This window comes from Pacificibacter marinus, assembly GCF_018860665.1.
Lineage (GTDB): Bacteria > Pseudomonadota > Alphaproteobacteria > Rhodobacterales > Rhodobacteraceae > Celeribacter > Celeribacter marinus_A.
The window spans coordinates 119851-146830 of sequence record NZ_JAHKPK010000003.1 but is presented as its reverse complement, the minus strand read 5'-3'; the positions used below and the strand labels follow the sequence as shown (position 1 = coordinate 146830).

Sequence of the window (26980 nt, the reverse complement as noted above, 5' to 3'; positions counted from 1 at the left end):
CTGATCTGGTCAGGCTCGCTTGACGATGCACATTTCGACCAGTTTGCGTTTCGCGGCAAGCTGACAGATCACTTGAAAACAGGGACAACAGTTTACTTTCCGGTCATTCAAGAATGCGCAAACGGATCCCACAATTGGGTCAACGAACCCGTCGAAGGCCATGATGGACATGGTGTCGCGGAACCGGCACCTGGATTGAACATCACTGAGGCAGGTCACCATTCGCATCATTAAGCGATTTATTGACCGGACGGCAAACGTCCGGTCAACCCACTCCCATAAATTGCGTCGTTGAAATGGGCGGTGAATTTTTTCTTGCACAGCAAGCGTATGACAGACTTGAACACATGGCAGCCCTGGCGTGATTGCCGATACCCCAAGCTATGAAACAGAAAGTCACGACACAGGTCTTGCTTAGAACCGGCGATACGAGGGCTACCCCTGACCGCGGGCTATCACCCTGACATGATCTTGAGGGTACAAAGTGCAAACGCGATCTTTGCACTTAAACTCTGCTTGATAAACATCTGGCGGATGTTTCTTAAGCTTCGAAATATTTAGCCTTATTCGTGTTGGCAATCAGCGAACTAAAAAGTGCAGTTTCCGTTGGGTGTCGATTTTCTTAAATGCGATCCGACTTGTGGGTTGCAATCGTTTAATTGATCTGCAATTCATGCGTCACCACAGGGGAGCCGCATCATGTTGCGGCTGAGATGGGGGCACAAGCCCACGGACCCTTAAAGCTGATCTGGATAATGCCAGCGTAGCAAGGAGGACAGAAATGTTTGTAGGCGCACAAGTTTCCCTTTATCCGATGACCGATGGGTTCGTGGATGTGATTTTATCATCACTTCATGCGCTTGACCCATGGCGTGATAAATTGCGGATCGAGACAGATGATATTTCAACCCTGATCGTCGGTCCGCCCGAGGTCTTATTTCCCGCTCTGCGCGATCTTTACAGTGCCTCGGCAGCAACGGGCGAGCACATCGTCTTGCGCAGTACCTTGTCGCGTGGCTGCCCCGGTGAGCCGGATGATCCCATTTGTCAAACGAATGCCTTGGCGAACCCGTCCGAACCTTTGGCGTCGCGTCAAAGCAGCGCTTTGAGTGCCATTACCGAGACACCAGAGAAAGGCCAGTTCGCAGATGCGCAGTTTTCACTTTATGTGATGGGCGCGGGCGACCATATGGCCGAGATCATGGGCTGCATTGATTTTCTCAAGCAAAGCGGTACGTTTTTGCGATCAAAGAATTTCTGCACCCGTCTCAGCGGTGATGCAGGTCCGGTTTTTGCAACGCTAGAGCAAGCATTTTGCCGCTTCGGCCCGCCAAATGGCCATGTCACGATTGATTTAACGGTTTCTGCCAACAGCCCGTCAAAGCGCTGATTGATGCATATTCCGTTGCCTCGCCGCTCCGGCGCAGGCCTGACACGCGGCTTGCCTGCCGTCTTGAGTGTTGTCAGTGCTTTTGCGCTTTGGGAAATTTACGTCCAAATATCGGGGATTTCCCCGTTGATCTTGCCCGCGCCGTCGCGCGTGCTGGAACAGATGCTATTGAATCGTGAGGTACTGTGGCGCAACACTGTGCCGACGCTTCAGGCCACCCTTTTTGGGTTTTCTTTGTCGCTGAGCGTGGCTTTTGTTTTGTCGGTCGCCTTGGATTTTATGCCGCGTTTGCGCCGTGCACTTTTCCCGATTTTTGTGGTCAGTCAAACCTTGCCCTTGGTCGCGATCGCCCCCTTGGTTGTGCTGTGGTTTGGCTTTGATCTGACACCTAAAATCCTGTTGGTCACGTTGGTGACGTTTTTTCCCATGCTGGTGGCTTTGGTGGATGGATATGATTCGACAGATCCAGAAATCGAAGAATTGTTGTACTCGATGGGGGCTTCAAAGCGCGTGGTGTTTCGACGTGCGCGGCTGCCGTCCGCGATGCCATATTTCTTTGCGGGGCTGCGCATTTCGATCACCTATGCCGTCGTCGCGGCGATCTTTGCCGAATATGTCGGCGCGCGTGCAGGGTTGGGTATCGTGATTTTGAACGCCAAGAACAGCTTTCGCCCCGACCTTGTGCTGGCGGCTGTCGTGATCAGCTCTGTGCTGACCTTGGCATTGTTCGCGGCCACAGCACTGTTGCAACGTGTGGCCTTGCGCTGGCGCGATGCAAAGGGGGATCAATGACCGTTCTGGATATGAAAAACGTGGGTCTGACGTTGGGAAAAACCGATGTCTTGGCGGATATTTCCATGCATGTCGCGCAGGGCGAATTCGTGTCGATCCTTGGTCCATCCGGCGCAGGAAAATCTACCATTTTTCGATTGCTGACAGGGGCGCTGCATTCTGATCGCGGTGCAATCACTTGCTATGGGCTGCCGTTGACGCGAAACCAGCAAGGCTTTGCATTTATGCCGCAAAGTGATGCTTTGATGCCTTGGCTGCGTATTCTGGATAACGTGACCTTGGGGCTTGAGGTGCAGGGCGTGCCTCGCAAAGAGGCGCGAGCACGTGCTTTGCCTTTGTTCGCGGACTTCGGGCTTGTTGGGTTTGAACATCGTTATCCCGCGCAATTGTCTGGCGGGATGCGTCAACGCGCGGCTTTGTTGCGCACTGTTTTGCAAGGTCGCCCAATGCAATTGCTGGATGAGCCTTTTGGCGCATTAGATGCTTTGACGCGGATGCAGATGCAAAAGTGGTTTGAAGCCCGCTGGCAATCGGCGCGCTGGACCACGTTGCTTGTCACTCATGATGTGCGCGAAGCTGTTGCCTTATCGGACCGGATTTACGTGTTGTCGCGCCGTCCTGCCACTGTGATCGCGGAAGTCGCCGTGCCCACACCGCGCCCGCGTTTTGGCAGCCCCACGCCCCCTGACGCCCACGCCCTTGAAGCGCATCTTTTAGATATTTTACTGACCCAAACCGGAGACACCCTATGAAACATTTGATTGCTGCCGCATGTTTTTGTGCTGCGTTGCCTGCAATGTCCCAAAACGCTGTGGCTCAAGATGCCGTGGCGCAAGAAAAGGTGACAGTCGCATTGGATTGGACCCCGAATACCAATCACGTTGGGCTGTATGTCGCGCAATCCAAAGGTTGGTTCGAAGAGGCTGGTCTTGATGTCGATATCTTGCCTTACACCGATACGTCATCGACGACTTTGGTCTCTGCGGGCCTTGCTGAGTTCGGTATTTTAAGCGCTGTCGGTTTCCATAGTCTGCGCGCTAAAGGTGCTGATATGACGGCTGTTTTGGCTGTTGTGCAGCACGAAACGGGACGCGTGGTGTTCAATGGCAATCGCGATGACATTCAGAGGCCTGCCGATTTGGATGGCAAGATTTATGCGGGCTTTGGAAGCGATTGGGAAAACGCGCTGATTTCGACCATCATCCAAAATGATGGTGGTGCGGGCACATTCGATACGGTCACCTTGGGCACCTCTGCCTATGAGGCGCTGGCCAATGGTCGCGTTGATTTCACGCTTGAGGTCAGCACTTGGGAAGGGGTGAATTCGGTGCTTTTGGATCGCCCGCAACGCGCTTTTGCCTATGCTGACTTTGGTGTGCCAGACCAGCATACGACGTTCTTGGGTGGTAATGGCTCTTGGCTTGCAGAGAACCCTGATACGGCCAGCGCTTTTGTTCAGGCGGCGCAACGGGGGTATGATTTTGCAGCCCAAAATCCCGCCGCTGCGGCAGATATTTTGATCGCCGAGACCGCAGGCATGATGAGCAATCCTGATTTGGTTCACGCATCAATGCAGGCTTTGGTCGATGGCGGCTATTTGCAAGATGCTGATGAAGCTGTTGGGATGATTGATGCAGATATGGTCAATAATATTGCCAAATTTTTATTCGACGCAGGCATCTTGCGCGATGAAAATGGACAGCCCCTTGCGACGCTTCCTGATGTTTCAACGTGGTTCACCAACGCATATCTGGCGCGCTAAATTTGGGGGGTGACTTACTTTGCGACGTTCAGCGTAAATTGGTCACCCTTCACTTTGCTTTTTGTCCTGCTTTCCCGCCGTGATGAGCAGCTAAACAGAGATCACTTCTGTGCCCCAAGCGGCGCAGTTTTGCGCAAGGTCTTGGGGTAAACCTGTGTCGGTCACCAGCGTTGTGACATCGGCCAAGGAACAGATGGTCAACGGTGCTTTGCGGTCAAATTTAAAGCGATCGGCGACCACCATGACCTTGCGCGAGCGTTTGATTGCTGTGGTGCTGACCATGACTTCTTGCCCGTCAAAATCCAGCAAATCGCCATCTGTATCAATGGCAGAACATCCCAAAACAGAATAGTCGAACTTGAACTGTCTGACCATTTCCGCTGTGAGACCGCCAACAAGACCACCGTCAGAGCGACGCAGCACACCGCCGACCAAAATGATTTCACAACTTTGATTGGCGGCCAGAATATTGGCGATATTAAGGTTGTTGGTGACCACGAGCAGATTTTCGTGATCAAGCAATTCTTGGGCCACGGCTTCGGTGGTGGTGCCGATGTTCATGAATAAGGATGCCCCGTTTGGGATCTGCGCGGCACATGTCACCGCAATGGATTTCTTGCCGGTTTGATTGAGGCGACGACGTTCGCCGTACTGGATATTGGTGACGCCAGATGCGATCACAGCACCACCATGCACACGTTCCAACTGCCCGCTATCGGCCAGATGTGACAGGTCGCGCCGGATCGTTTGAACTGTAACATCGTATTTTTGCGCCAACCCATCGACAGTGACCTTGCCGTCACTGCGCGCCATTTCAAGTATCTCTTTTTGTCGGAAGGTCGAGACCATGTTCTTTCCTTTGGCGGGGGATGCCCATCAAAACAATCTTTAGTCCAAACGGTTTCGTCAAGAGCGCAAAACTATCGTTTATATTCTAACATGTAATATTTATGGAACTTATGATGATTTATGCAGGTATTTTCGTAAAAGCGAAAATAAACGAACATTCAATATTGATTGCGATAGTGAATCAGTGTTGATTGAAGTCGACTGAAAGCGGACAGCTAACGGTGAAAACTTGAACATGAGGAGGCTGTGCGTGGGCCAAAACGAACCGAAAGATATCATCGATCTTTTCGTCATCGGTGGCGGCATCAATGGCTGCGGCATTGCCCGTGATGCGGTGGGCCGAGGTCTCAGGGTCGAGCTGGCCGAGATGAACGATTTGGCCTCAGCGACCTCATCGGCATCGACCAAGCTGTTCCATGGTGGATTGCGCTATCTTGAGTATTGGGAAGTCCGTTTGGTGCGTGAAGCCCTGATCGAGCGCGAAACATTGCTGCGTGCGATGCCGCATATCTCTTGGCCGATGCGCTTTGTTTTACCCTATCACAAAGATATGCGCTTTGAAGGCGATACGCCGACCTCAAAGCTGCTCAACACTATCATGCCGTGGATGAAAGGGCGTCGTCCTGCTTGGCTCATCCGGCTTGGGTTGTTCTTGTATGACAATCTAGGCGGGCGCAAAATTCTTAAAGCGACGACATCGGTCAACTTGGAAACCGCGCCTGAAGGTGCGCCTTTGAAAGATCGTTTCAAAAAGGCTTATGAGTATTCGGATTGCTGGGTCGAAGATAGCCGTTTGGTGGTCTTGAACGCCCGCGATGCGCAAAACCGTGGCGCTAAAATCAATGTGCGTACTAAGGTCGTGTCGGCCAAACAGGTCGACGGGCTATGGCATATCACGCTTGAGGCCAAAGACAGCGGGGCGCAGCGTGTTGTCGTGGCGCGGATGCTGGTCAATGCAGGCGGGCCATGGGTCAAAGATGTGATCCAAAACACAGCGCGGATCAATTCGACCGAGGGCGTGCGCTTGGTGCGGGGCAGTCACATCGTCACTCGCAAGCTTTACGATCACGACAAATGCTATTTCTTTCAAGGCGAAGACGGGCGGATCATTTTCACGATTCCCTATGAGACCGACTTTACTCTGATCGGCACGACTGACGCGGAGCATTCTGACGCGGATACCAAGCCGGAGTGCACGCCTGAAGAGCAGGCTTATCTGTTGGATTTTGCGTCCAATTATCTGAAAACACCCGTTACGGAGGCTGATGTGGTGTGGAGCTATTCTGGCGTGCGGCCCCTTTATGATGACGGGGCCAGCTCAGCCACGGCTGCGACACGCGATTATGTTGTGAAGGTCGATACCTCTGCGGGGGCACCTATTTTGAACGTCTTTGGTGGCAAGATCACCACCTACCGCCGCTTGGCTGAAACAGCGATGGAAAAAATCGCACCGTTTTTCCCCAGAATCGGTCAGCCTTGGACCGCGGGTGTGCCCATGCCGGGCGGGGATTTTCCGGTGGATGATGTCAAGGCCCTGACAGAACGTTTGACGCAATCCTATCCATTCTTAGATGCGCGATGGACAAACCGGTTGATCAAGGCTTATGGGGGCGATGCCTTTGAGGTGTTGGGCGATGCAAAAGTCGCGACGGATCTGGGCCAAAATTTCGGAGCCAATTTGACACAACGCGAAGTGGTCTGGCTGATGGACAAAGAGTTCGCCCATACAGCCGAAGACATCGTTTGGCGGCGTTCGAAATTGGGTCTGCGCATGACGTCACAAGAAATCGAGACGCTTGACGACTGGATGGCAGCTGCGTCTACTGCGCGGTGATCCTGTTTTGGCGGCGCGCTAATAAATTTGATGCCGTCTTTCGACATTTAGAACAAGGTGAATAAGATGACTTACATTCTTGCAATCGACCAAGGGACGACTTCGACCCGTACGATGGTGTTTGATGGCGACATGTCTGTTGTGGCGTCCAAACAGCAAGAGTTCACCCAGCATTTTCCGCAATCGGGTTGGGTTGAGCACGATCCGAACGATCTGTGGGACAGCACGCTCGCGACCTGTCGTGGCGCGATGGATAAGGCTGATATTAAGGCCGCGCAAGTTTCTGCCATCGGCATCACCAATCAACGTGAAACGGTTTTGGTGTGGGACAGGCATACAGGTGTGCCGATCTACAATGCCGTGGTTTGGCAAGACCGGCGCACCGCTGATCTGTGTCGCGATCTGCGTGATGCAGGGCACGAGTCGATGATTGTCGAGCGTACAGGTCTGTTGATCGATCCGTATTTTTCCAGCACCAAACTCAAATGGGTTTTGGATCACGTGGACGGCGCAAGAGACCGTGCTGCAAAAGGCGATCTGCTGTTTGGCACTGTCGATAGTTTTCTGATTTGGAAGATGACCGGTGGCGCGGCGCATGTCACGGATGCAACGAATGCAGCGCGCACGATGCTTTATGATATTCGCAAAGGCCGATGGAGCCAGACCATCTGCGATCTGTTGGATATCCCGATGCAAATGCTGCCGGAGGTCAAAGATTGCGCGGCCGATTTCGGTCACACCACGCCTGATCTATTCGGGGCCTCTATTCCGATTTGTGGTGTTGCGGGCGACCAGCAAGCGGCCACTTTGGGGCAGGCATGTTTCGAGCCCGGCATGATGAAATCCACATACGGCACGGGCTGTTTTGCGCTGTTGAACACGGGCAATGTGCCTGTGACGTCAAAAAATCGCTTGCTGACGACCATCGCCTATCAATTGAACGGCAAGCCGACATATGCGCTTGAGGGCTCTATCTTCATCGCGGGTGCGGTGGTGCAATGGTTGCGCGATGGGTTACAAATCATTGATGACGCGGCCGAAACGCAAGATCTGGCCAAACAGGCCGACCCGCATCAAAACGTGGTACTTGTACCTGCTTTTGTGGGCCTTGGCGCACCGTACTGGAATGCAGACTGTCGGGGTGCTGCCTTTGGGCTGACGCGCGGCACAGGGCCAGCTGAGATGGCGAAAGCAGCGCTTGAAAGCGTGGGGTATCAGACCCGTGATCTGCTTGAGGCGATGTCTGCCGATTGGCAGGCCACAGGCGTCGCACCGACTTTGCGTGTCGATGGCGGGATGACTGCCAGCGATTGGACGATGCAGTTTTTGTCGGATATTATCGGTGCGCCTGTGGATCGTCCGAAAGTGCATGAGACCACGGCTGTTGGTGTGGCTTGGCTCGCAGGCATGCACGTTGGGGTCTATCCCGACCAAGCCACATTTGCAGCACTTTGGGCTTGCGATACCAAATTCGAGCCGCAAATGGGCGAGGGTCAAAGGCAAGACAAATACGCAGCATGGAAACGCGCGGTTGCGGCGACGCTGAGTTTCTAAATCGCGTTTCAACGCTGAGAAATGACTGTGCTATATGCGCGAAAAGAAAGCGGGCTTGGTTATGGATATTGGTCGACTGTCGGAACGGATGATGGCTATGGATGAGGCTACATGGGCGCGCCATTCCAACCCCATAAGCGGGTGGAGCCGTGTGTCGATTTTACCGCTGTTCGCACTTGCCGTCTGGAGCAGGACATGGCTGGGATGGCATGCTTTGTGGTGCATCGTGCTGATTGTTTTGTGGACATGGTTGAACCCACGTCTGTTTGGACCACCGAAATCAAACGACGCATGGATGACCCAAGGGGTTTTGGGAGAACGCATTTGGTTGGCGCGCAAGGCGCACCCCATTGCGCGTCATCATGATCGGGTGACACGGCTGCTCAATATCACGGCGGGCCTTGGGATTCTTGGTCTTGCGTTTGGGGTCTGGCAACTCGATTTGGGCTTTACGCTGGCGGGATTGATCACTGCGATGGGGGCCAAACTTTGGTTTTTAGATCGCATGGTTTGGCTTAAGTCCGATACGGATGACCAAGGATCACGAAACATAAGGGATGCAAATGATTGACGTTAAAAGTATAAAACTGCCCGACCCGAAGCTGCGCAACCCATTGGTGTTTCCAAACGGCGTGCCTGATCCTGCGACTGTGTTTCTATCGCAGGTGATTGATCACCCAAATATCGATGTGGGGGATTGGACCTATTACAACGACCAGCGGTTGCCCGATGATTACGCGAGTACCTTGGCGCCTTACTTGTTTGCCGGTGCGCCTGAACGATTGAGCATCGGCAAGTTTTGCCAGATTGCACAAGGGGTTGAATTTATCACGGCTTCAGCCAATCACGCGATGGCAGGTGTTTCGACCTATCCGTTTGCCGTGTTTGATCCGACAAAGATCGCTGGATACCGAGGAGAGTTGCCTCGTGGGTCAGATACTATCATCGGTCATGATTGCTGGATTGGGCGCGGGGCCACGGTGTTGCCGGGCGCTGAGCTTGGCTGCGGTGTGATTGTGGGGGCAAAAGCCGTCGTGCGGGGCAAAATTCCTGATTACGCTATCGTGGCGGGCAATCCGGCCAAGATTGTGCGAATGCGGTTTGATGCAGATACCGTCGCGCAGTTGCTTGAAATCGCGTGGTGGGATTGGAGTGCCGATAAAATCGCAGCGCATGTGGATTTGATCACATCGGGTGATGTTACTGCGCTTGCTGCTGTGACCTAGTACAGCGTGACGATAGGCCAGAAAAACGGCTGGCCTATCATTTTGCTCTCATCCTATTTGACGTTGGACACCCAGCGGCATTGATAGGGCGCAAAGGTCAAAACCCCATCAGACAGGTCAAGTTTTTTGCCGGTCAAAAGATCGTACCAATCTTCGCCTTCAATCAAGTTGATCGATAGCGTCGGCACCACTTGCGCCTCGTCAGAGACATTGTGTAGCGCGAATATGGATTGGTCACGGTTCAATGATTGACGCCACAGGCCAAAGATTTTCTCGCCCAATTGCATAGTGAATTGCGTGGCATTCGGGTGGAATGCTTTTTGCTTGGTGCGGATGGCGATACGCTCTTTCATCGCTGTCAAAACCTGCGCGTGTACGGTTTCGGGCGCGTCCAGTTGTTTGCGCAGCTCGCCATAATCCCACCGATGACGATTGATCGCACGGTTCATGCCGCTTTTTTCAACCCCGTCCACATCATTGTGTGTGGCCAAAAGCGAATGAACGTAGAATGCAGGCACACCTTCAAGCGCCATGACAATGCTTTGCGAACATAAGAACCGCGCGATTTGATGCGCGTCTTCGCCGCCCTCGATCGTGCCTTTGAGTGCATCAAAAAACGTGATGTTCAGCTCATAGGGTTTCTCCGATCCATCGGGCAGGGCGCGCATCGACACCTTGCCGCCAAAATCGCGTACTGTGTTGATGACGCTGCCAAGCTCTTCGCCAGACAGCAAGCCTTCGGCCCCGCGCACGCCGATCCCGTCATGAGAGGCCGCGAAATTCAGATAAGCGCAGCCCAATTGCGCCGGCGGCATCCGCATCAACCACTGGTTCAAATGCACGCTTGTCCCACTCAACAGCGCATGCAGCAACAAGGGCGGCAGCGAGAAGTTGTAGATCATATGTGCTTCATTGCGGTTGCCAAAATAGCTGAGGTTTTCCGCGTTGGGCACATTGGTTTCAGTCAGCAACACAACAGGTTCTTCGGCGTAATCACACAAGACCCGCATCAGACGCACGATGGCGTGGGTTTGGGGCAAATGAATGCAGGTGGTGCCGATTTCTTTCCACAAAAAGGCCACCGCATCCAAGCGCACGATCCGAATGCCGTGATCAATGTGCAGGCGCGTCACGCGAAGAAATTCAAGCAGGACTTCGGGGTTTTCAAAATCAAGGTCGATCTGATCGTGACTAAACGTACACCACACATGTTTGGGGCCAGAGGCCGTTTCGACCTCACGCAGCAAAGGCGATGTACGCGGGCGTACAACTTCGCTCAGATCATCGCTGGGCAGGGCTTCTTTGAAAAATTTATCGTAAGGCTCGCGGCCCTGCAAATAGTCCGAAAACCAATTTGAACTGCTCGATACATGGTTCAACACCAAATCAGACATCAATCTAAAATCTGAAGCGATGCGTTCAATATCGGCCCAATCGCCAAGCTGGCTGTTCACGGCACAGTAATCTGTGACAGAAAATCCGTCGTCCGAGGTAAACGGGAAAAACGGCAGGATATGTACGCCCGAAATGACGCCTTTGACGTAGCGATCCAAAAAGTCACGCAATAGATCCAAAGGTTTGTGTTGGCCGTCTACAAATGTATTGCCATAGGTGATGACCAATGTATCAGCTTCGCTCCACAGCGTATTGCCCAAAGCGCGCCCTCGGCCACGGGCCTTTGTGTCATCAGGCCAAAATGCCTTGACGACTTGGCGCGCCAAAGCGGCAGGGTCATGGTCAGGATAAATCTGCGTCAGAAGCGTTGCTAAAGTGTCGTTCAGTTTTGAGGATGCTTTGGCCATTGGCTCGCTTTCGTTGCTCTTTAACCTTGTAGAACAAACTGACGCGGGATCGGCAATGCGAAGTGTCGCGCAACAAACAGACCGTGCCGCAATGCAAGGCAATAGGTGTCTATTTTTTCCACAAATGATTAAAAATTGGACTCAAGTCGGGCGGTTTAAACGTGGTCCCCTGTAGAGGTGTCGATGAGCCATCCTTGTGGACCCGCAATGTGGTCTGGCAAAAAAACGATCATCGCTTCACGAATGGCAATAACGGTCATCACAGACATTACGATTTGATCGAGTGTGAGCGTAGAAAAATGCATTTGTCGCCTCCTGCCATACCAAGGGTAAGGGTAGGGTGGCGTTTCAATAAGGCCAAATGAGGGCAAGGATCAGGCGCTCTTTGGGCGTGTGGCGCGCAGAGGTTAAAACCAGATCAAATTACGTTAAAATCCGAACGGCTTTGTCTCATATCCAACACCCGTCATGTACAACCCATCGGGGGGGCTGACAGGTCCGCAGGCCGTGCGGTCCCGTGCTTCAAGCGCCGCTGTCATGTCATCAGGGGTCCAATATTTGGCCCCTACGCGTTCCAATGAACCGACGATAGATCTCACTTGGTTGTGCAAAAATGACCGCGCCCGCAAATGGAACTGGTATTCTTTTCCGAAAGGATAGTTAATTTCCTCGACCGTGATTTCGTCCATGGTTTTGATCGGCGTCTTGGCCTGACACATGGTGGACCGGAACGTGGTGAAATCGTGGGTGCCCAGCAGTCGGTTCGCCGCCTCTTGCATCAACCCCGCATCCAGTGGTCCGCGCACTTGCCAGACCAAACCTGCGCCATGCACAACAGGCGCGCGCCGCGCAATCAAGCGAAACGTGTAGCGCCGCTCATTGGCCGAATAGCGCGCGTGCCAGTCATCATCGACACGCACAGCATCCAATATCGCCACAGGCAGGGGTTTTAGGTGAAAATTCACCGCCTCCATCAGCCGAAACGGATCCCAATCGCGCACCAAATCGCAATGGGCCACTTGGCCTTTGGCATGCACGCCAGCGTCTGTGCGCCCAGCCGCACCGATCGTTGGGCAATCAGGGTCGATTTTGCGCAGCGCTTCTTCGACAGCTTGCTGGACAGAGGGCTGAGTTTTTTGGCGTTGCCACCCTGAAAAGGGCGCGCCGTTGTATTCTATGAGGAGGGCAAATCTGGGCATGACCGCCATGTACCGCGCGGTGCAGCGCGCGTCCAGTCTTTCACTGTCTCAAGTTGCGTCGCACCTTTCAAAAAGTGATGGGCCTCCCTATGTTGAAGACAGAAAACTGTGAAGGGGCAGGGGTTTGATCATTGGTAACATCGCCGACCGCATCGTTCGGGGCGTCGAGACGGTACAAGAGGGCGTGAATGAGGCTCTGTTCGAGCCGGTGATCCGCGTGGGAATCACAGGATTATCGCGGGCGGGCAAAACGGTGTTTATCACCTCGCTTGTGGCCAATCTTCTGGATCGCGGACGCATGCCTCAACTTGGCGCATCCTCAGCCATCACTGCCGTTTATTTGCAGCCGCAGCCCGACGACACCGTGCCGCGGTTTGATTATGAAACCCATCTGGCCGCCCTCACCGCGCCCGCGCCGCATTGGCCTGACAGCACGCGCGCCGTGTCGGAATTGCGCCTGTCGTTCAAAGTGCAACCGACGGGGATTTTGGGCATGGTCTCTGGCCCGCGTACGATCCATTTGGACATCTTGGATTATCCGGGCGAATGGCTTTTGGATCTCGGCCTGATGGAAAAATCCTATGCCGAGTGGTCCGAAAGTACGATTTCTGCCGCCAAGTCCCGTGATCAAAGCGCTGAATTTCTATCCCAATTGAACGTCATAGATGCCCATATAAAACATGATGAGCAACAGGCCAAATCATTGGCGCAAAGCTTTACAACCTATCTGAAAGCCGCGCGTGAGGCTGGTTATTCGGATTGCTCCCCTGGGCGGTTCCTATTGCCCGGCGAAATGGAAGGCTCGCCTGTTTTGACCTTTGCGCCTTTACCGCCCGGTGAGGCCAAACGGGGCACACTCGCGCGTGAATTTGAGCGCCGCTATGAAGCCTATAAACGCGAAGTCGTGAAACCGTTTTTCCGCGATCATTTCGCCAAAATTGACCGCCAAGTGGTGCTTGTTGATGCGCTGGGCGCGATCCATGCCGGCCCCAAAGCCGTCGAAGATCTGCGGCGCACCTTAGCTGATATCCTAAGCGCCTTTCGCCCTGGTCGGGTGGGGCGCTTGCTCGCACTTTTGGGACAACGTCGCGTGGACCGCGTGCTGTTCGCTGCCTCTAAAGCCGATCACATTCATCACAGCCAGCACCCGCGTTTGACTGCGATTATGGAGGCCCTCGTGCGTGATGCCCGTGACCGTGCCGATTTCGCAGGTGCGGCGACCTCTGCCATGTCGATTGCCGCCTTACGCGCCACAGTCGAGGAAACGATTGACCACAACGGCGAGACGCTTGACTGCGTGCGTGGGCGTACAAGTGACGGAAAACAAGCGGCTTTTTATCCCGGTGAATTGCCTCAAGACCCGTCTCACATTTTGACGCCCGCACGCAAAGGCGCTGAGAAATGGTTGGATGGAGACTATGAAATCATGCGGTTTGAACCTGCGCGATTGACATTGAAGCCCGGTGAAGGCCCGCCACACATCAGACTAGATCGCGCCGCAGAATTTTTGATCGGGGACAAGTTATGACGGATCTGCCAAAGCCCAAAGCTAAATCCAAGCGCGGTCCCGTGTTGATTGAATTTGACGATGCGTCTGACGTGACCCCGTCCACCGCCGATCCTGTACCTGATCTGGTGCCTCTGCGTGCGCCCTCGGCGATGGAGCGCGCTGCTGTTTTCGCCGCCCGTAAACCGTCCCTATTGGCGCGTTGGTTTTGGCGGCTTTTGGGCACTTTGTTTGTGTTTGTCGTCACGCTGGCCAGTTATGATTTCGTCGCAGGATTGATCGCGCGCAATCCGATTTTGGGTTACGGCGCGTTGGCGCTCACCGGTACTTTTATCGTCGTGTTGCTGGCTATTGCTCTGAAAGAACTCGCCGCTTTTGCGCGATTAAAACGTATTGATACCTTGCACAAGGCAGCTGTGGCTGCTGCAGCTAACCAAGATCTTAAAGCCGCGCGTGTCGTCACTGACCGGCTGCAATCAGTTTATAAGGCGCGCAAGGATGTGTCTTGGGGCAATGATCGTTTTAATGAACGCAAAGCCGAAGTCTTTGATGCCGATGGGCTTTTGCAATTGGCGGAAACTGAATTTCTGGTGCCGCTTGATGCCGCCGCACGCCGCGAAGTTGAAGTGGCCGCGCGTCAAGTGGCGACAGTTACAGCCCTTGTGCCCATTGCTTTGGCAGATGTTTTCACCGCGCTGACCGCAAACCTGCGGATGATCCGCCGCATTGCTGAGATTTACGGTGGGCGCTCTGGCACGCTTGGATCATGGCGGGTGACGCGATCTGTTTTGACTCATTTGGTGGCTACGGGCGCTGTGGCCGTGGGCGATGATTTGATCGGGTCTTTGGCAGGAGGCGGCGTCTTGGCCAAGGTTTCGCGCCGTTTCGGTGAGGGCGTGGTCAACGGCGCATTGACCGCCCGCGTGGGCGTGGCCGCGATCGAAGTCTGTCGTCCTTTGCCTTTCATGGCTGCCAAAAAACCATCGGTCACGGGCACTGTGAAACGCGCCTTGACGGGATTATTTGGGTCAGCAGACGGGTAGAGACCTTACAGTACAGAGCGATCCATCGGCGTCAAATACCCCAAAGGCGGCAGCATCGTCCCTTTGACCATAGCGGTTAAAATCTGTTTGGTCGGCGGGGTCATAGACAGTGGGAACATCACGCGATCGCGGAGCACGGGCAGAATTTTGCTATCGGATTGGTAAAACGGTGTGAAACCCGCTGACATCCATTGATAAACCGTGATATGTCCACGTCTGGCGCGTGCATAGGCTGGCAAGGCTTTGGTGACAGGGAAATGTTTTAGCGCCTCGCTCAAAGCCCAAGCATCCAAAAGCGCCATATTGGCCCCTTGCCCCAGTTGTGGCGAAGCACGGTGGGCGGCGTCGCCGATATAGACAATGCCATCGCCGAAAGGACGGCGCAAAGTCCCGTGAGTGTAGCGCGCCATGGTCATTTGATCGACTGATACGATTTGATCTAAAAACGGTTCAAGCGCGGGCCACAGCGTGCGGACCTCTTGTTTCCAATGATCCAAACCGCGCAGCTGCCAAGCGCCATAGCTGTCTTGTGGCAAAGACCAAAACAGGGCGGCTTTTTGTCGGTTCTGATTCGGCATTGTGCCAATTGGCATCACGCCGATCATATGATTGGCGCGGGTGTAGCGCTGAGACAATTCCCCCAAAGGCACATCCGTTTCAGGCCAATCGAGTGAGGTCCAAATCGCACCAAAAGGCAGGGTGCGGGATTTCAGCGGACTCAGTGCTGATCGCGCGCCGCTGGCATCTATGATCAAATCGAAAGGCCCTGCGTTGCTGCCGTCCTCAAACTCAAGGTGGTGATCACTATGCCTTGTTACTTGATGGCTCTGCTGCAGGGTGATTTCACGGGCTTGAGCTGCATTAAGCAGGCTGTCGAACAGGGCCGCGCGGTGAATGGCGAGGCCATAGCTTGTACCGTAGGACACATCCAAGACGCGCTTATTTCGCGTCGTTTCATACCCCAGCATCCGGTTGATTTCGTGGCCATTGCTGCGTGCCGCGTCGCCTGCGCCGATGACATCCAGCACGCGCCGCCCAACAGGCTGAATGACCAAGCCCGACCCAACAGGCTGCGGCGTCTCAAATTGATCGAAAATTGAGACCTCGTGCCCTTGATCGGCCAGTAATGATGCCGCTGCCAACCCGCCAATGCCTGCACCTGCGATGCCGATGTTTAGAGGGTGCTGCGCCATGGTTGTGCCTCGGTCTGTTTTGGGGCTGGTTTCCCTGAACTAACAGCAATGACCGGTGTTTAAAACAGTTTAGGGGGCGCCCCTTTGGGAGCATCACGCTGGTCTATGCCCATTTTCAACGCGCGCCCAATACGGTGCGCCAGCGCGGACCACGCCATTGCGGTGTCGGGCGGCACAGTGTCTTGAAGCGTCTCATCAAATAGAGCCAGCCAAAGCGCGAAATGTTCGCCCTTGATGTCAGCTGCTTTCATATGTGTTTGCTGTGGGTTGCCGTCAAAGCTGCGATCCAAGCCAATGGCATTGCGCCAAAAGCTGGCGATTTTGGCCTCATGCGGGTGCCAATCGTCCACATGATTGGCAAATACAGGCCCAAGGTCGGGGTGGTTGCGCACGCGCGCATAAAAGCGCGTGACGACCTCATTGATTTGATCTGACGTGATCGGGAATTTTGGCGGCAGGGGCGTCATGGTGCAATCCTTTGATTGCCTGTATCTTATGGCTGTTTTTACGCTCGTGGCATGAGGCGCTGCGCCGCAGGGGCTCAGTTGCCCATAAGTATTTTCATACTGTTTTTATCGACTTAAATTTTTAATCCTGAGTATTTTTATAGTTGACAGTATAGGTCAACTATTTGATTTTGTTATATTTTTTATTTGACGTCCCTTTTTTGCCTGCTATGATCACTTTAGTCCAGCAAGCCCGCGCATTCGCGCCAGCCAGCCAGAAAAATCAACTCAGAGCCTATTGTGGAGACGATTCATGTCTGCGACAGCTTGTAAATCTTGTTCTTTTTTTGAAACCAAAGTCGTGGCCGCCGCTGATGCTGGTTTGTGCCGCTTCAATCCGCCCAGCTTTTTGACAGAAGATGAAAAGCGCGGCATCTGGCCTGTTGTGAAAACAGATGACTGGTGTGGACATCATTCCAAGACCAATTAATCAAACGCGCCATCCAGCCATCCAGCCCGCTTGACGGATTTTCCGTACTGGCCAGCCAGACAGCTCGGCAGCTATTGTGAAAAAGGGGCATCTCTAGAGCCCCTTTTTTGCTTTCAGAATGTCGCGCTATGCATTTTTGCAGCGTAAAGCTTTAAGTGTGCTTTGAGATGGGTTTACCCCGGTGAAGGCGCGTCCTATAAGGCCTGCATGGATTATTTGGTATTTATTATTATACGAATTATGACCCCGGCGCTCCAAGGTTGAGCCGCCGGGCAAAGGCGTATGGACCCAGCGCCGCCTTCACCCTCTCTTTGACTTCTTTGATAGGACTGACTCGCGATGTGCGCAGATACTCCAACCGAAAACACCCAAGATACACCTGACTACAAAACCACTTTGAACTTGCCAAAAACCGACTTTCCGATGCGTGCGGGCCTGCCCAAACGTGAACCCGGTTGGTTGGACCGTTGGGCGCAAATCGGCGTCTACGACCAATTGCGGGCCAAGGGCAAAGCCGACAATCGCACGCCTTTTGTGCTGCATGATGGCCCCCCCTATGCGAACGGCAATTTGCACATCGGTCACGCGCTGAACAAAACCATCAAAGACATCATCGTGCGCTCGCACCAAATGATGGGCCATGATGCGCGCTATGTGCCCGGTTGGGATTGTCACGGCCTGCCGATTGAATGGAAGATCGAAGAACAATACCGCGCCAAGGGTAAAAACAAAGACGACGTGCCTGTGGTGGATTTCCGTCAAGAGTGCCGCAAGTTTGCAGAGAACTGGGTCGGCATTCAACGTGAAGAATTCAAGCGTATCGGCATCAACGGCAATTGGGATGATCCCTATTTGACGATGAATTTCCATGCCGAGGCTGTGATTGCCGATGAATTCATGAAGTTCTTGATGAACGGAACATTGTACCAAGGCTCAAAGCCTGTGATGTGGTCGCCTGTTGAAAAAACAGCGCTGGCCGAGGCCGAGATCGAATACCACGATCACAAATCGCACACGATTTGGGTTCCGTTTAAGGTGACTAAAGTTGATGGCGTTACGCGTATTGGAAAAGAATCCGATGTGACTTTGGGTAAAAGATTCGAGGAGTTGAATGCACTCCGCGATGCTCGCGTCGTCATCTGGACGACGACACCTTGGACCATCCCATCCAACAAAGCGGTCTGCTATAACCCAACGATCAGCTATGGTCTTTACTGTGTGGATGAAACCGAAGAAGAAAGCTGGACCAAACCAGGCGATCTATACATCTTCGCGGATGCGCTGGCCGAGGACGCCTTGGGGAAGTCGCGCGTAACCAAATTTACACGCGTCCGTGATGTTGAACCACAAGAACTCGAGGGCATGACCCTTTCCCATCCTTTTGCAGGCCTTGAAGGTGCGGATGGTTTCTGGGATTACGACGTGCCCATGATTGACGGCGATCACGTAACGGCAGACGCCGGTACAGGTTTCGTGCACACCGCGCCAAGCCACGGTGCGGACGACTACGAATGTTTCGTTGCGCGCAACTGGATCGACCGGATGACCCATAACGTGGGTGAAGAATCCGAATTCTTGCCGCATGTGCCATTCTTTGCAGGTCTGCAAGTCTTTGACCGTAAAGGCAAAGAGGGTAAAGCAAACACTGCTGTGATCGCCAAGCTGGTTGAGGCTGGCGGCATCATTGCGCGCGGCCAAGTCAAGCACAGCTATCCACATTCTTGGCGCTCCAAAGCGCCGATCGTGTTCCGCAACACGCCGCAGTGGTTTGCCTCTGTCGATAAAAAACTCGATGATGGCATGGGCGAATACGGCGATAGCATCCGCGAACGCGCGCTGCGTTCCATCGATGAATTGGTCACTTGGACACCGCAAACCGGCCGCAACCGCTTGTATTCCATGATTGAAAGCCGCCCCGATTGGGTGCTCTCGCGCCAACGCGCTTGGGGTGTGCCTTTATCGTGTTTCACTAAAAAAGGCCTGCTGCCAACAGATCCTGATTTCTTGCTGCGCAACGCCGAATTGAATGCGCGGATCAAGGCCGAGTTCGAAGAGCATGGCGCGGATATCTGGTACACGGATGGGTTTAAAGAGCGTATCTTGGACGGCATCGCCAACCCTGACGATTATGACCAAGTGTTTGACGTGTTGGACGTTTGGTTTGATTCCGGCTGTACGCACGCGTTCGTTTTGCGTGACCGCGAAGACGGGACTGAGGATGGCATCGCCGATGTCTATATGGAAGGCACCGATCAACACCGTGGTTGGTTCCACTCATCCTTGCTGCAGGCCTCTGCCACCAAAGGTCGTGCACCCTATAAAAACGTTGTGACGCATGGGTTTACGCTGGATCAAAAGGGCATGAAAATGTCCAAATCTATCGGAAATACCATCGTACCTGAAACCATCATCAAACAATACGGCGCGGATATTTTGCGTCTTTGGGTGGCGCAGGCTGACTATACCAACGACCAACGTATCGGGCCTGAAATTCTGAAAGGCACTGCCGACAGCTACCGCCGTCTGCGCAATACCATGCGCTATATGTTGGGCTCATTGGCGGATTTCTCTGAGGCGGACCGTGTTGAACCAGCTGATATGCCCGAGCTTGAGCGCTGGGTTCTGCACCGCGTGAAAGAGGTCGATGAGGCGGTCCAAAAAGGTTACCGCAGCTTCGATTTCTCAGGCGTTTGGCAGGCTGTGTTCACATTTGCCACTGTCGATCTGTCGGCCTTCTACTTTGATATCCGCAAGGACGCTTTGTACTGTGATGGCGATACATTGAACCGCCGCGCGGCGCGCACTGTGTTGGATATCTTGTATCACCGTATCACCAAATGGTTGGCGCCAATCTTGGTGTTCACGATGGAAGAAGTCTGGCTTGAGCGCTTCCCAGGGGATGACAGCTCAATCCACCTTGAGGATTTTGTTGAAACGCCAAGTGATTGGAAAGATGAGGCTTTGGCCGCGAAATGGGCCAGCATTCGTCAGGTGCGCCGTGTCGTGACCGCTGCTTTGGAAATCCAGCGCACCGAGAAGGTCATCGGGGCCTCATTGGAAGCGGCTCCCGTGGTTCACATCGAGGATGCGAGTGTTGTTGCTGCGCTGAAAACCGTATCTTTTGATGATCTGTGCATCACCTCGGGCATTTCGATCACGACCGATCCATCACCCGCCGAGGCCTTCCGTTTAACCGATGTGGCGGGAGTCGGTGTTGTGTTTGAAAAAGCGACAGGTGAGAAATGTCAGCGCTGCTGGAAAATTCTGCCAGATGTCGGCACGCATAGCCATGCTGGTGTCTGTGGTCGCTGTGATGATGCTTTGAGCTAACGCACAAAGAGTAAAACAAAGAGCCCCGTCTGTTTGGACGGGGCTCTTTGCATTTAAGTGGTGCATTATACCAAAATCGGGTTTTGGCGCTCGTTATCGTTGCGTTACTGTGTTGTGCGTTGCGCTGGAATGATTTGTTGTGCAATCCCCGCACCCAGCAAGTACAGGCTGGTCAGGATGAGGCCTGCGTTCATCCATGGTTCTGAGGCCCCGATAAGCAATAGAACCGAAAATATAATCCACGTGATTGTTGCGGGTAGGGTGACAGCGCGCCACCGTGTGGTGCGGGTTGGATGCACAAAACGGATCGGCAAAAACATTGCAGGCGTCAACAACAACATTGTGACAATCATGGCCCAAACGGGCGGCTCTAACGCAAAGAACACCAGCGCGACCATGTTCCAACAGGCGGGGAACCCCTCGAAACTGGCGTCTTCGGTTTTCATTCGGGTGTCTGCGAAATAGAGAGCAGAGACTGTGGTCACCGTGAGAGCGCAGGTCCAGCCAGCCCATTCAGGGATCATGCCTGAGTGTACAATGGCAAAGACGGGGACGAAGACATAGGTGAGAAAATCGACGACCAGATCAAGCACGGCCCCATCAATGCGTGGGGCGTGGGTCTTGGTGTCAACTTTACGTGCCAAAGGTCCATCAATTCCATCGACGACAAGGGCAGCAAGAAGCCACAAGAACATATGGGACCAAGCACCTTGGGCGGCACTGAACAATGCCAGTAAGGCCAAAGCGGCCCCCAATGCGGTAAGGAGATGGATCGAATTGGCAAGAATTAGACGTGTATGCATAGGCTTTGATGCCTGTCGCATCGCTGCGTTGCAAGCAGATGTTACGTAAGGTACCGAATTGGCAGCAAAGACGGATGCGTAGTGCATGCTGACCGGTTTGAAGCCGCAGCTATAATTGGAATTGATCCCGTGTTTTTGCACGGGATCAGCGATGTTCTAACAAAAAAGTCGCTCGATTCGGAGGGTTTGATGTTAGGTTTGCAGCAGGCTTAAGGCCGTTGAGTATCCTGATGCTGCGACAGTTTCAGACGATAGCGTCAGTGTTTCGTCGTCGCTGTCTTCGTCCGTTTCTTCAGACATCAAGCTGTCAAACAGTGAGGCCAGATCTGCATCTGTGGTTTCTTTATCGCCGCCGGGTGGCGGACCGCTTGGAGGAGGACCGCCTGTGCCGCCCGGAGGTGGGCCACCAGGTGGAGGGGCACCGGAGGTTTGGCTTTGCTCGGTTTCAGTCGCTTGTGCTGATGTTGATGACTGGCTTTGAAGGCTGGTCATCATCCCCATAGAGGCGGAGGTGATGGACAGTGTCATGTCAAATGGTCCTTTGGTCAGGCGCGCGCGGGATGCAAAAAGGCGCTTGTCCGCCAAAATGGACGAAGTCATTTAACATCCTTTTGATCTTTAGTTTAAAATTTTAACGACCCGCAGCAAATTCATTTCAATTTTAATTGTTTTTGAACAGGTGTCAGACATGTACAGCATATCGCGCAAGGCTCATCAGCCTGACACAAATCAACGCCCACTCGTTTCCAAGTGCTTCCAGTAACCCTGTGAATTATTCAGACGTCGCACGGGGATGGGCGGCGTTGTACACTTCCAAAAGGCGGGCGGTATCGACGGCGGTATAGGCTTGGGTTGTGGCCAAAGATGCGTGACCCAACAATTCTTGGATCGCCCGCAAATCGCCACCGGCATTCAACAGATGGGTGGCAAAGGAATGTCGCATTGCGTGGGGCGTGACGGTCGAGGGTAAACCAAGCTGCATCCGTGCTTTCTCGGTGACTTTGGAAATCAAACGCGGATTTAAGGCGCCGCCGCGTTTGCCGCGAAACAAGGCTGTGTCATCGTCCAAATCAAAGGGGCATTCGCGTATATAGTCTGCCACGGCACGCCGTGCGACTGGCAAAACAGGCACCAGCCGTTCTTTGTTGCCTTTGCCGACGATGCGGATGGTGTCAGTGAGCGGCACATCTTTACCGGTCAGGGAAAGCGCCTCTGAAATCCGCAAACCGCAACCATATAATAATGTCAAAACCGCCGCATCACGGGTGTTGATCCAAGGCTCACTGGATTGCAACTCGACTGTTGAAATCATGTCTTGCGCCGCATCTGCCGTTAGCGGGCGGGGCAGTTTTTTGCCAAACTTAGGCGAGCGCGCGGACAAAACACCCGAGGCATCAAACCCGTCACGTTCTGCAATCCAACGGGTGAAGGTTTTCACGGCAGACAATGATCGCGCCAAAGATCGCGCGCCAACGCCGCGCCCGCGTTCAAACGCCATCCAAGAACGCATATCGGAAATGGTGAGATCGGCGATTTTGCCTGTGCCAAAGCCTGTGCCGTGATGTTGCATCAAAAACGACAGCCATCCGGTGACATCGCTGCGGTAAGCGGTGATCGTGTGCTCTGAGACACCGTTCAAAGCGCGCTGTAAATCAAGCCAGTCCACGACAGCCATACGCAGGCCATCAGTCAATCCACCTATAGCCGCCGAGGTCATGCCAGCCAGCGGCGCATGGTTTTCTCAAACACGCCGGCGAAAAATGACAAAAAATCAGTGCCTTGAGTCGGTTTGAACATATGGGGGTCTTCTGCGCCCAAGATCAACAAGCCGGGCAGGCGGCCTGAACCGAAATCAAGTTTCAAACAGGCCTCAGAGTGAATGAACCCTGTCTCGTCCCCATATATAACGTCTGTGTCTGGCGCGACTTGGCGCAGGGTGACGTCGCGGGCAGGGATATTGCGGCCCAGCGTCAGATAGGTGTTGATGAAGCCTGGTTCAGCCGTGACCAAAACATCGCCCAGTTTGCGCACCACGGGATCTTCGTCTTCGATCTTGGTTTCCAACAAAAGTTTGACGGCATCGACACGTAAAATATCAGCAACCTCGCCGCCTAAATCACGCAGAAATGTTTCAAAATCGAGAGGGTCCATCATGCGCAAAATCGCGCGGTGAATTTGATTGGTGCCAGCCAGATTTTCATAGGCGGCAGCGATGACGCCGCGATGGGTGTCTTCCAAACGATCCAAACGATCCTCAAGACGGTCCATGGCGATGCCGCGCAAATCTACGATATTGCCGCCGTTGCCCTTTTCGTTGGCCGCGATCAGCGCGCGCATGACGTCAAGATCATCTAAAATCATATCTGGTTCAGAGATGATTTTTTCACGCAATTCTTCGGCCAATGGCGCCATCGTTTTGGAATGGGGGGCCGTGGGAATTTGGGTGCTCATAGGGGTACTGCCTCAAACTTAAGCTGGATTTTTTCCAGTCTCTTGTCATGCAATGTGACGCTATGCACCCTGTGGTGCAAGGGAAATGCCACTTTTGTTTGGTGCATCTGTCATCATTTGAGTCCGCAAAGCCACATCCCCCATAATAGAAAACGCCCCGCGGGCCATGAGGTCGCGAGGCGTCGAATCAATTCACAGCCCGTAAAGACAGGATGTTTTGATTAGAGAATTTTAATGCCAGCAGCTTTGATGTCTTTCACAAAACCGTCCAAGCCTTTGTCGGTCAAAACATGGTTTGCCATGGCTTTGATGACTGCTGGTGGGGCTGTGATCACATCCGCGCCGATTTTCGCACAATCAGAAATGTGGTTCACGGTGCGAATGCTTGCGGCCAGGATTTCAGTCTCGTAACCATAGTTGTCGTAGATAGTGCGGATGTCTTCGATCAGGTCCAGACCATCGATGTTGATGTCATCCAAACGGCCGATGAAAGGCGAAATGTAAGTCGCGCCGGATTTCGCGGCCAAGAGCGCTTGGTTGGCAGAGAAACACAAGGTGACGTTGATTTTGTGACCTTCGGATGAGAGCACTTTACAGGCTTTCAAACCGTCCAAAGTCAAAGGCAATTTGATCACAACGTTGTCGGCGATCTTGGCCAATTTGCGACCTTCTTCGATCATCGTGGCAGAATCAAGCGCCACAACTTCGGCAGATACGGGACCATCAACCAAATCACAAATTTCTTTGGTCACTTCCAAAATGTCACGGCCAGATTTTGCGATCAAAGACGGGTTTGTGGTCACGCCATCGCAAAAGCCAAGGTCGTTCAGCTCACGGATTGCATCTACATCGGCTGTATCAACGAAAAATTTCATAGCGGAGTCCTCTGTACACCTAAAGTTTTCGCGTCTTGATAGCGCAAACGAGGCGTTTGAGAAAGGGTCTTATCTGTAAAAGCGGCACTGGTATGGGGCAGGCAAACCTCTTATGAAATAAGACCATGACGCAGAGTGATTTTTTCCCCCAAGGCGCGCTGGTCGCAGTGTTGACAACCGAGCCACTTGACCGTCCGTTGGATTATAAATCCCCCGAAGGCGGCTGCCGTTTGGGCGATTTTGTGCAGGTGCCGCTTGGGCCGCGCAAGGTTTTGGGCTGCGTTTGGGGCACGGGGCGCGGCGGATTTGATCTGAGCAAGGCGCGATCCATTTCGAACATCTTGGATGTGGCCCCGATGAGCTCCGACATGATGGTGTTTTTGACACGCGTTGGCGCTTATACATTGACGCCGATGCCTGCGATGCTGCGCTTGGCCACCCGTGCACCGGGCTTGGTCGATCCGCCGTCGATGCGCAAAGTCTATCGGCTTGGCACAGGGGAAATGCCGCGCGAGACAGAGGCGCGCAGACGGGTGATTGCGACGTTGAAGGATACGCCGAATCTGTCGTTTACTCTGAAAGAACTGGCTGAACATGTGGGCGTTGGCACATCTGTGATCAAAGGCATGGTGCCTTCTGGTGCCGTTTTGGAACAAGACAGTCCGCGCGATTTGGAATTCCCCCGCCTTGATCCCCATGCCAGCGGCAAAACCTTGAGCGAGGATCAGGCCGCCGCTTCAGCCGCGTTACGTCATGCTGTGGCCTCAGAGACCTATTCCACCACCTTGCTCAAAGGTGTCACTGGATCGGGCAAAACCGAAGTCTATTTGGAAGCCGTTGCCGAATGTTTGGCCAAAGGCCGTCAGGCTTTGGTGTTATTGCCCGAGATCGCTTTGACGTCTGAATTTTTGGACCGCGTCGAAGAACGCTTTGGAGCAAAGCCCGCCGAGTGGCATTCAGGCGTGACCATGACAGAACGGCGCCGCGTGTGGAAAATGGTCGGCTCTGGTGGGGCACAGATGGTGATCGGGGCGCGCTCTGCGCTGTTTTTACCTTACCAAAATCTGGGCTTGATTGTGGTCGATGAAGAACATGACACATCCTACAAACAAGAAGAGGGCGTGTTGTATAACGCCCGCGACATGTCGGTGCTGCGCGCGTCTTTGTGTTCGGCGACTGTCGTGTTGGCTTCGGCCACGCCCAGCCTTGAGACTTGGGCCAATGTCGAATCCGGCAAATACAAACGCCTTGATCTGGAAAGCCGGTTTGGCCCCGCAGTGATGCCTGAAATGCGCGCACTGGACATGCGGGTGGAAACGCTTGCGGCCACGCGGTTCATTTCTGACCAACTGGTTGCGGAAGTGAACAAACGGGTGGAAAAAGGCGAGCAGTCTTTGTTGTTCATCAACAGACGCGGCTATGCCCCCGTCACCATTTGTCGGGCTTGCGGGCATCAGATTGCCTGCGATCATTGCGATGCGCGCATGGTGGAACACCGTTTTTTGAAACGCTTGATGTGCCACCAATGTGGTGAGACGAAAGAAATGCCAACCGCCTGTCCATCGTGCAAGGTCGAGGGGCGTTTGGCCCCTGTTGGACCTGGGGTGGAACGTTTGGCCGAAGAGGTGATCGAAAAATTCCCCGATGCCAAAGTGGCTGTGCTTTCCAGTGATCTGTTCGGCTCTGCGCGGGCGTTAAAAGACCAAATCCAACTGATTGCAAATGGCGACACGGATATCGTGATCGGCACGCAGTTGGTCGCCAAAGGGCACAATTTTCCCAATCTGACGCTTGTGGGCGTGATCGATGCCGACCTTGGCCTGCAAGGGTCTGATTTGCGCGCCGCGGAACGCACATTCCAATTGATGCGCCAAGTGGCGGGACGGGCAGGGCGGGCCGAGAAACGCGGCACAGCTTTGATGCAGACCTATCAACCCGAACACCCCGTGATCCGTGCGATTTTGGCCGGAGACGAGGAAGGCTTTTGGAAGGCCGAAGCGGAAGAGCGCAAAATGGCGGGCGTGCCCCCTTACGGCCGTATGGCGGGGATCATTTTGTCGGGGCCTGATCTGGGGGATGTGTCGCGGGCGGCCAGTGACATGGCGCGCAATATCGCGCCCTTGCAAAAGGTTGGCGCGATGGTGTTCGGCCCTGCACCCGCGCCAATTGCCCGCGTGCGCGGCAAACACCGCGTGCGGTTGCTGGTGAAAGCCGAAAAGGCTGCTCCGCTGCAAGGCGCGCTTAGCCGCTGGGCCGCAGCTGTGCGATTGCCCAAAAACGTCAAGCTTCAGATCGATATCGATCCACAGAGCTTTTGGTAAGGTTAAACGGTGCTGTGACTGCGAAAATTAAATCCGATGCGGCGGACCGTAGGGGGCCCGTGGATTTTAAAACCAGTGATCGATAGCCGTGGGTCAAGATTACGCCTGCACGA

25 protein-coding genes and 1 riboswitch are annotated in these 26980 nt (G+C 53.8%); of the genes, 14 read left to right on the top strand and 11 right to left on the bottom strand.

What is annotated here, in order from left to right; genetic code table 11:
• From KO497_RS01380 to KO497_RS01360, 5 genes are all read left to right on the top strand, one after another.
• Window positions 1-234: DUF1775 domain-containing protein (locus tag KO497_RS01380; RefSeq protein ID WP_215942181.1), on the top strand; the 234-nt coding region annotated here is incomplete at its 5' end.
• 441 nt (window positions 235-675) lie between these two features.
• A riboswitch (TPP riboswitch) is annotated at window positions 676-788 on the top strand.
• The gene (locus KO497_RS01375) at window positions 782-1390 is read left to right on the top strand and encodes a Ykof family thiamine-binding protein (RefSeq protein WP_215942180.1); all 609 of its coding nucleotides are present in this window, start codon (window positions 782-784) and stop codon (window positions 1388-1390) included. Its footprint overlaps the riboswitch before it by 7 nt.
• Before the next feature lie 3 nt (window positions 1391-1393).
• Window positions 1394-2182 carry an ABC transporter permease gene (locus KO497_RS01370; RefSeq protein ID WP_215942179.1) on the top strand — a complete coding sequence of 263 codons (789 nt, stop codon included), beginning with the start codon at window positions 1394-1396 and terminating at the stop codon, window positions 2180-2182.
• Window positions 2179-2934 (top strand): ABC transporter ATP-binding protein, encoded by a 756-nt coding sequence (locus KO497_RS01365; protein WP_215942178.1) that lies wholly within the window; start codon window positions 2179-2181, stop codon window positions 2932-2934. Before KO497_RS01370 ends, KO497_RS01365 begins: the two co-directional genes overlap by 4 nt.
• Window positions 2931-3944 carry an ABC transporter substrate-binding protein gene (locus KO497_RS01360; RefSeq protein WP_215942177.1) on the top strand — a complete coding sequence of 338 codons (1014 nt, stop codon included), beginning with the start codon at window positions 2931-2933 and terminating at the stop codon, window positions 3942-3944. The genes KO497_RS01365 and KO497_RS01360 overlap by 4 nt, the downstream gene beginning before the upstream one ends.
• 90 nt (window positions 3945-4034) lie before the next feature.
• Here KO497_RS01360 and KO497_RS01355 read toward each other — a convergent pair whose 3' ends face one another.
• The gene (locus KO497_RS01355) at window positions 4035-4793 is read right to left on the bottom strand and encodes a DeoR/GlpR family DNA-binding transcription regulator (protein ID WP_215942176.1); all 759 of its coding nucleotides are present in this window, start codon (window positions 4791-4793) and stop codon (window positions 4035-4037) included.
• A 250-nt stretch (window positions 4794-5043) separates the two neighbouring features.
• Here KO497_RS01355 and glpD point away from each other — a divergent pair, with 250 nt between their 5' ends.
• From glpD to KO497_RS01335, 4 genes are all read left to right on the top strand, one after another.
• Window positions 5044-6627 carry a glycerol-3-phosphate dehydrogenase gene (gene glpD / locus KO497_RS01350; protein ID WP_354668072.1) on the top strand — a complete coding sequence of 528 codons (1584 nt, stop codon included), beginning with the start codon at window positions 5044-5046 and terminating at the stop codon, window positions 6625-6627.
• Between the two features lie 66 nt (window positions 6628-6693).
• Window positions 6694-8181 carry a glycerol kinase GlpK gene (gene glpK / locus KO497_RS01345; RefSeq protein WP_215942174.1) on the top strand — a complete coding sequence of 496 codons (1488 nt, stop codon included), beginning with the start codon at window positions 6694-6696 and terminating at the stop codon, window positions 8179-8181.
• A 34-nt stretch (window positions 8182-8215) separates the two neighbouring features.
• Complete coding sequence (locus KO497_RS01340; RefSeq protein ID WP_252729454.1) at window positions 8216-8752, top strand: DUF6653 family protein; 537 nt, start codon at window positions 8216-8218, stop codon at window positions 8750-8752.
• Window positions 8745-9407, top strand: a complete 663-nt coding sequence (locus tag KO497_RS01335) for a CatB-related O-acetyltransferase (RefSeq protein ID WP_215942173.1) — start codon at window positions 8745-8747, stop codon at window positions 9405-9407. The genes KO497_RS01340 and KO497_RS01335 overlap by 8 nt, the downstream gene beginning before the upstream one ends.
• A 53-nt stretch (window positions 9408-9460) precedes the next feature.
• Here the strand turns inward: KO497_RS01335 and KO497_RS01330 are convergent, their stop codons facing one another.
• The 3 genes from KO497_RS01330 to truA all read right to left on the bottom strand — a co-directional run bounded on the left by KO497_RS01330 (window position 9461) and on the right by truA (window position 12408).
• A complete protein-coding gene (locus tag KO497_RS01330; RefSeq protein WP_215942172.1) occupies window positions 9461-11209 on the bottom strand; it encodes a sugar phosphorylase in 1749 nt (582 codons plus the stop codon).
• 155 nt (window positions 11210-11364) lie between these two features.
• Window positions 11365-11514: a hypothetical protein gene (locus tag KO497_RS01325; RefSeq protein WP_215942171.1), complete on the bottom strand. Its 150-nt coding sequence runs from the start codon at window positions 11512-11514 to the stop codon at window positions 11365-11367.
• A 123-nt stretch (window positions 11515-11637) separates the two neighbouring features.
• Entirely contained in the window at window positions 11638-12408 is a 771-nt protein-coding gene (gene truA, locus KO497_RS01320) for a tRNA pseudouridine(38-40) synthase TruA (protein ID WP_215942170.1), read from the bottom strand.
• Between the two features lie 124 nt (window positions 12409-12532).
• Here truA and KO497_RS01315 point away from each other — a divergent pair, with 124 nt between their 5' ends.
• Together KO497_RS01315 and KO497_RS01310 are read left to right on the top strand one after the other, a co-directional pair.
• Window positions 12533-13936: a YcjX family protein gene (locus KO497_RS01315; protein WP_215942169.1), complete on the top strand. Its 1404-nt coding sequence runs from the start codon at window positions 12533-12535 to the stop codon at window positions 13934-13936.
• Complete coding sequence (locus KO497_RS01310) at window positions 13933-14958, top strand: YcjF family protein (RefSeq protein ID WP_215942168.1); 1026 nt, start codon at window positions 13933-13935, stop codon at window positions 14956-14958. The genes KO497_RS01315 and KO497_RS01310 overlap by 4 nt, the downstream gene beginning before the upstream one ends.
• Before the next feature lie 5 nt (window positions 14959-14963).
• Here KO497_RS01310 and KO497_RS01305 read toward each other — a convergent pair whose 3' ends face one another.
• Window positions 14964-16151 (bottom strand): FAD-dependent oxidoreductase, encoded by a 1188-nt coding sequence (locus KO497_RS01305; RefSeq protein WP_215942167.1) that lies wholly within the window; start codon window positions 16149-16151, stop codon window positions 14964-14966.
• 59 nt (window positions 16152-16210) lie between these two features.
• On the bottom strand, window positions 16211-16618 hold the full coding sequence (locus KO497_RS01300; RefSeq protein ID WP_215942166.1) for a group III truncated hemoglobin: 408 nt from the start codon (window positions 16616-16618) through the stop codon (window positions 16211-16213).
• 292 nt (window positions 16619-16910) lie between these two features.
• Here KO497_RS01300 and KO497_RS01295 point away from each other — a divergent pair, with 292 nt between their 5' ends.
• Both KO497_RS01295 and ileS read left to right on the top strand, forming a co-directional pair.
• The gene (locus KO497_RS01295; protein ID WP_215942165.1) at window positions 16911-17087 is read left to right on the top strand and encodes a hypothetical protein; all 177 of its coding nucleotides are present in this window, start codon (window positions 16911-16913) and stop codon (window positions 17085-17087) included.
• A gap of 339 nt (window positions 17088-17426) precedes the next feature.
• Window positions 17427-20417: an isoleucine--tRNA ligase gene (gene ileS / locus KO497_RS01290; RefSeq protein WP_215942164.1), complete on the top strand. Its 2991-nt coding sequence runs from the start codon at window positions 17427-17429 to the stop codon at window positions 20415-20417.
• A gap of 104 nt (window positions 20418-20521) precedes the next feature.
• Here the strand turns inward: ileS and KO497_RS01285 are convergent, their stop codons facing one another.
• The 5 genes from KO497_RS01285 to fsa form a co-directional block, all read right to left on the bottom strand.
• Entirely contained in the window at window positions 20522-21220 is a 699-nt protein-coding gene (locus KO497_RS01285) for a CDP-alcohol phosphatidyltransferase family protein (RefSeq protein ID WP_215942163.1), read from the bottom strand.
• A gap of 192 nt (window positions 21221-21412) precedes the next feature.
• The gene (locus KO497_RS01280; protein ID WP_215942162.1) at window positions 21413-21820 is read right to left on the bottom strand and encodes a hypothetical protein; all 408 of its coding nucleotides are present in this window, start codon (window positions 21818-21820) and stop codon (window positions 21413-21415) included.
• A gap of 172 nt (window positions 21821-21992) precedes the next feature.
• On the bottom strand, window positions 21993-22937 hold the full coding sequence (locus KO497_RS01275; RefSeq protein WP_215942161.1) for a tyrosine recombinase XerC: 945 nt from the start codon (window positions 22935-22937) through the stop codon (window positions 21993-21995).
• Entirely contained in the window at window positions 22934-23671 is a 738-nt protein-coding gene (locus KO497_RS01270) for a DUF484 family protein (RefSeq protein WP_215942160.1), read from the bottom strand. The genes KO497_RS01275 and KO497_RS01270 overlap by 4 nt, the downstream gene beginning before the upstream one ends.
• A gap of 221 nt (window positions 23672-23892) precedes the next feature.
• Window positions 23893-24546, bottom strand: coding sequence for a fructose-6-phosphate aldolase (gene fsa / locus KO497_RS01265; RefSeq protein WP_215942159.1), 654 nt, complete (start codon window positions 24544-24546; stop codon window positions 23893-23895).
• A gap of 125 nt (window positions 24547-24671) precedes the next feature.
• Here fsa and KO497_RS01260 point away from each other — a divergent pair, with 125 nt between their 5' ends.
• The gene (locus KO497_RS01260) at window positions 24672-26867 is read left to right on the top strand and encodes a primosomal protein N' (protein WP_215942158.1); all 2196 of its coding nucleotides are present in this window, start codon (window positions 24672-24674) and stop codon (window positions 26865-26867) included.
• The last annotated feature ends 113 nt before the right edge of the window (window positions 26868-26980 follow it).

Coding starts and splice junctions, on each gene's coding strand:
- KO497_RS01340 (WP_252729454.1), top strand. CDS start 8,216: ATGCGCGAAAAGAAAGCGGGCTTGGTTATGGATATTGGTCGACTGTCG.
- KO497_RS01270 (WP_215942160.1), bottom strand. CDS start 23,671: ATGAGCACCCAAATTCCCACGGCCCCCCATTCCAAAACGATGGCGCCA.
- KO497_RS01285 (WP_215942163.1), bottom strand. CDS start 21,220: ATGCATACACGTCTAATTCTTGCCAATTCGATCCATCTCCTTACCGCA.
- KO497_RS01275 (WP_215942161.1), bottom strand. CDS start 22,937: ATGACCTCGGCGGCTATAGGTGGATTGACTGATGGCCTGCGTATGGCT.
- KO497_RS01360 (WP_215942177.1), top strand. CDS start 2,931: ATGAAACATTTGATTGCTGCCGCATGTTTTTGTGCTGCGTTGCCTGCA.
- ileS (WP_215942164.1), top strand. CDS start 17,427: ATGTGCGCAGATACTCCAACCGAAAACACCCAAGATACACCTGACTAC.
- KO497_RS01330 (WP_215942172.1), bottom strand. CDS start 11,209: ATGGCCAAAGCATCCTCAAAACTGAACGACACTTTAGCAACGCTTCTG.
- fsa (WP_215942159.1), bottom strand. CDS start 24,546: ATGAAATTTTTCGTTGATACAGCCGATGTAGATGCAATCCGTGAGCTG.
- KO497_RS01305 (WP_215942167.1), bottom strand. CDS start 16,151: ATGGCGCAGCACCCTCTAAACATCGGCATCGCAGGTGCAGGCATTGGC.
- KO497_RS01325 (WP_215942171.1), bottom strand. CDS start 11,514: ATGCATTTTTCTACGCTCACACTCGATCAAATCGTAATGTCTGTGATG.
- truA (WP_215942170.1), bottom strand. CDS start 12,408: ATGCCCAGATTTGCCCTCCTCATAGAATACAACGGCGCGCCCTTTTCA.
- KO497_RS01375 (WP_215942180.1), top strand. CDS start 782: ATGTTTGTAGGCGCACAAGTTTCCCTTTATCCGATGACCGATGGGTTC.
- KO497_RS01260 (WP_215942158.1), top strand. CDS start 24,672: ATGACGCAGAGTGATTTTTTCCCCCAAGGCGCGCTGGTCGCAGTGTTG.
- KO497_RS01280 (WP_215942162.1), bottom strand. CDS start 21,820: ATGACTTCGTCCATTTTGGCGGACAAGCGCCTTTTTGCATCCCGCGCG.
- KO497_RS01335 (WP_215942173.1), top strand. CDS start 8,745: ATGATTGACGTTAAAAGTATAAAACTGCCCGACCCGAAGCTGCGCAAC.
- KO497_RS01370 (WP_215942179.1), top strand. CDS start 1,394: ATGCATATTCCGTTGCCTCGCCGCTCCGGCGCAGGCCTGACACGCGGC.
- KO497_RS01300 (WP_215942166.1), bottom strand. CDS start 16,618: ATGACGCCCCTGCCGCCAAAATTCCCGATCACGTCAGATCAAATCAAT.
- KO497_RS01295 (WP_215942165.1), top strand. CDS start 16,911: ATGTCTGCGACAGCTTGTAAATCTTGTTCTTTTTTTGAAACCAAAGTC.
- glpK (WP_215942174.1), top strand. CDS start 6,694: ATGACTTACATTCTTGCAATCGACCAAGGGACGACTTCGACCCGTACG.
- KO497_RS01310 (WP_215942168.1), top strand. CDS start 13,933: ATGACGGATCTGCCAAAGCCCAAAGCTAAATCCAAGCGCGGTCCCGTG.
- KO497_RS01355 (WP_215942176.1), bottom strand. CDS start 4,793: ATGGTCTCGACCTTCCGACAAAAAGAGATACTTGAAATGGCGCGCAGT.
- KO497_RS01365 (WP_215942178.1), top strand. CDS start 2,179: ATGACCGTTCTGGATATGAAAAACGTGGGTCTGACGTTGGGAAAAACC.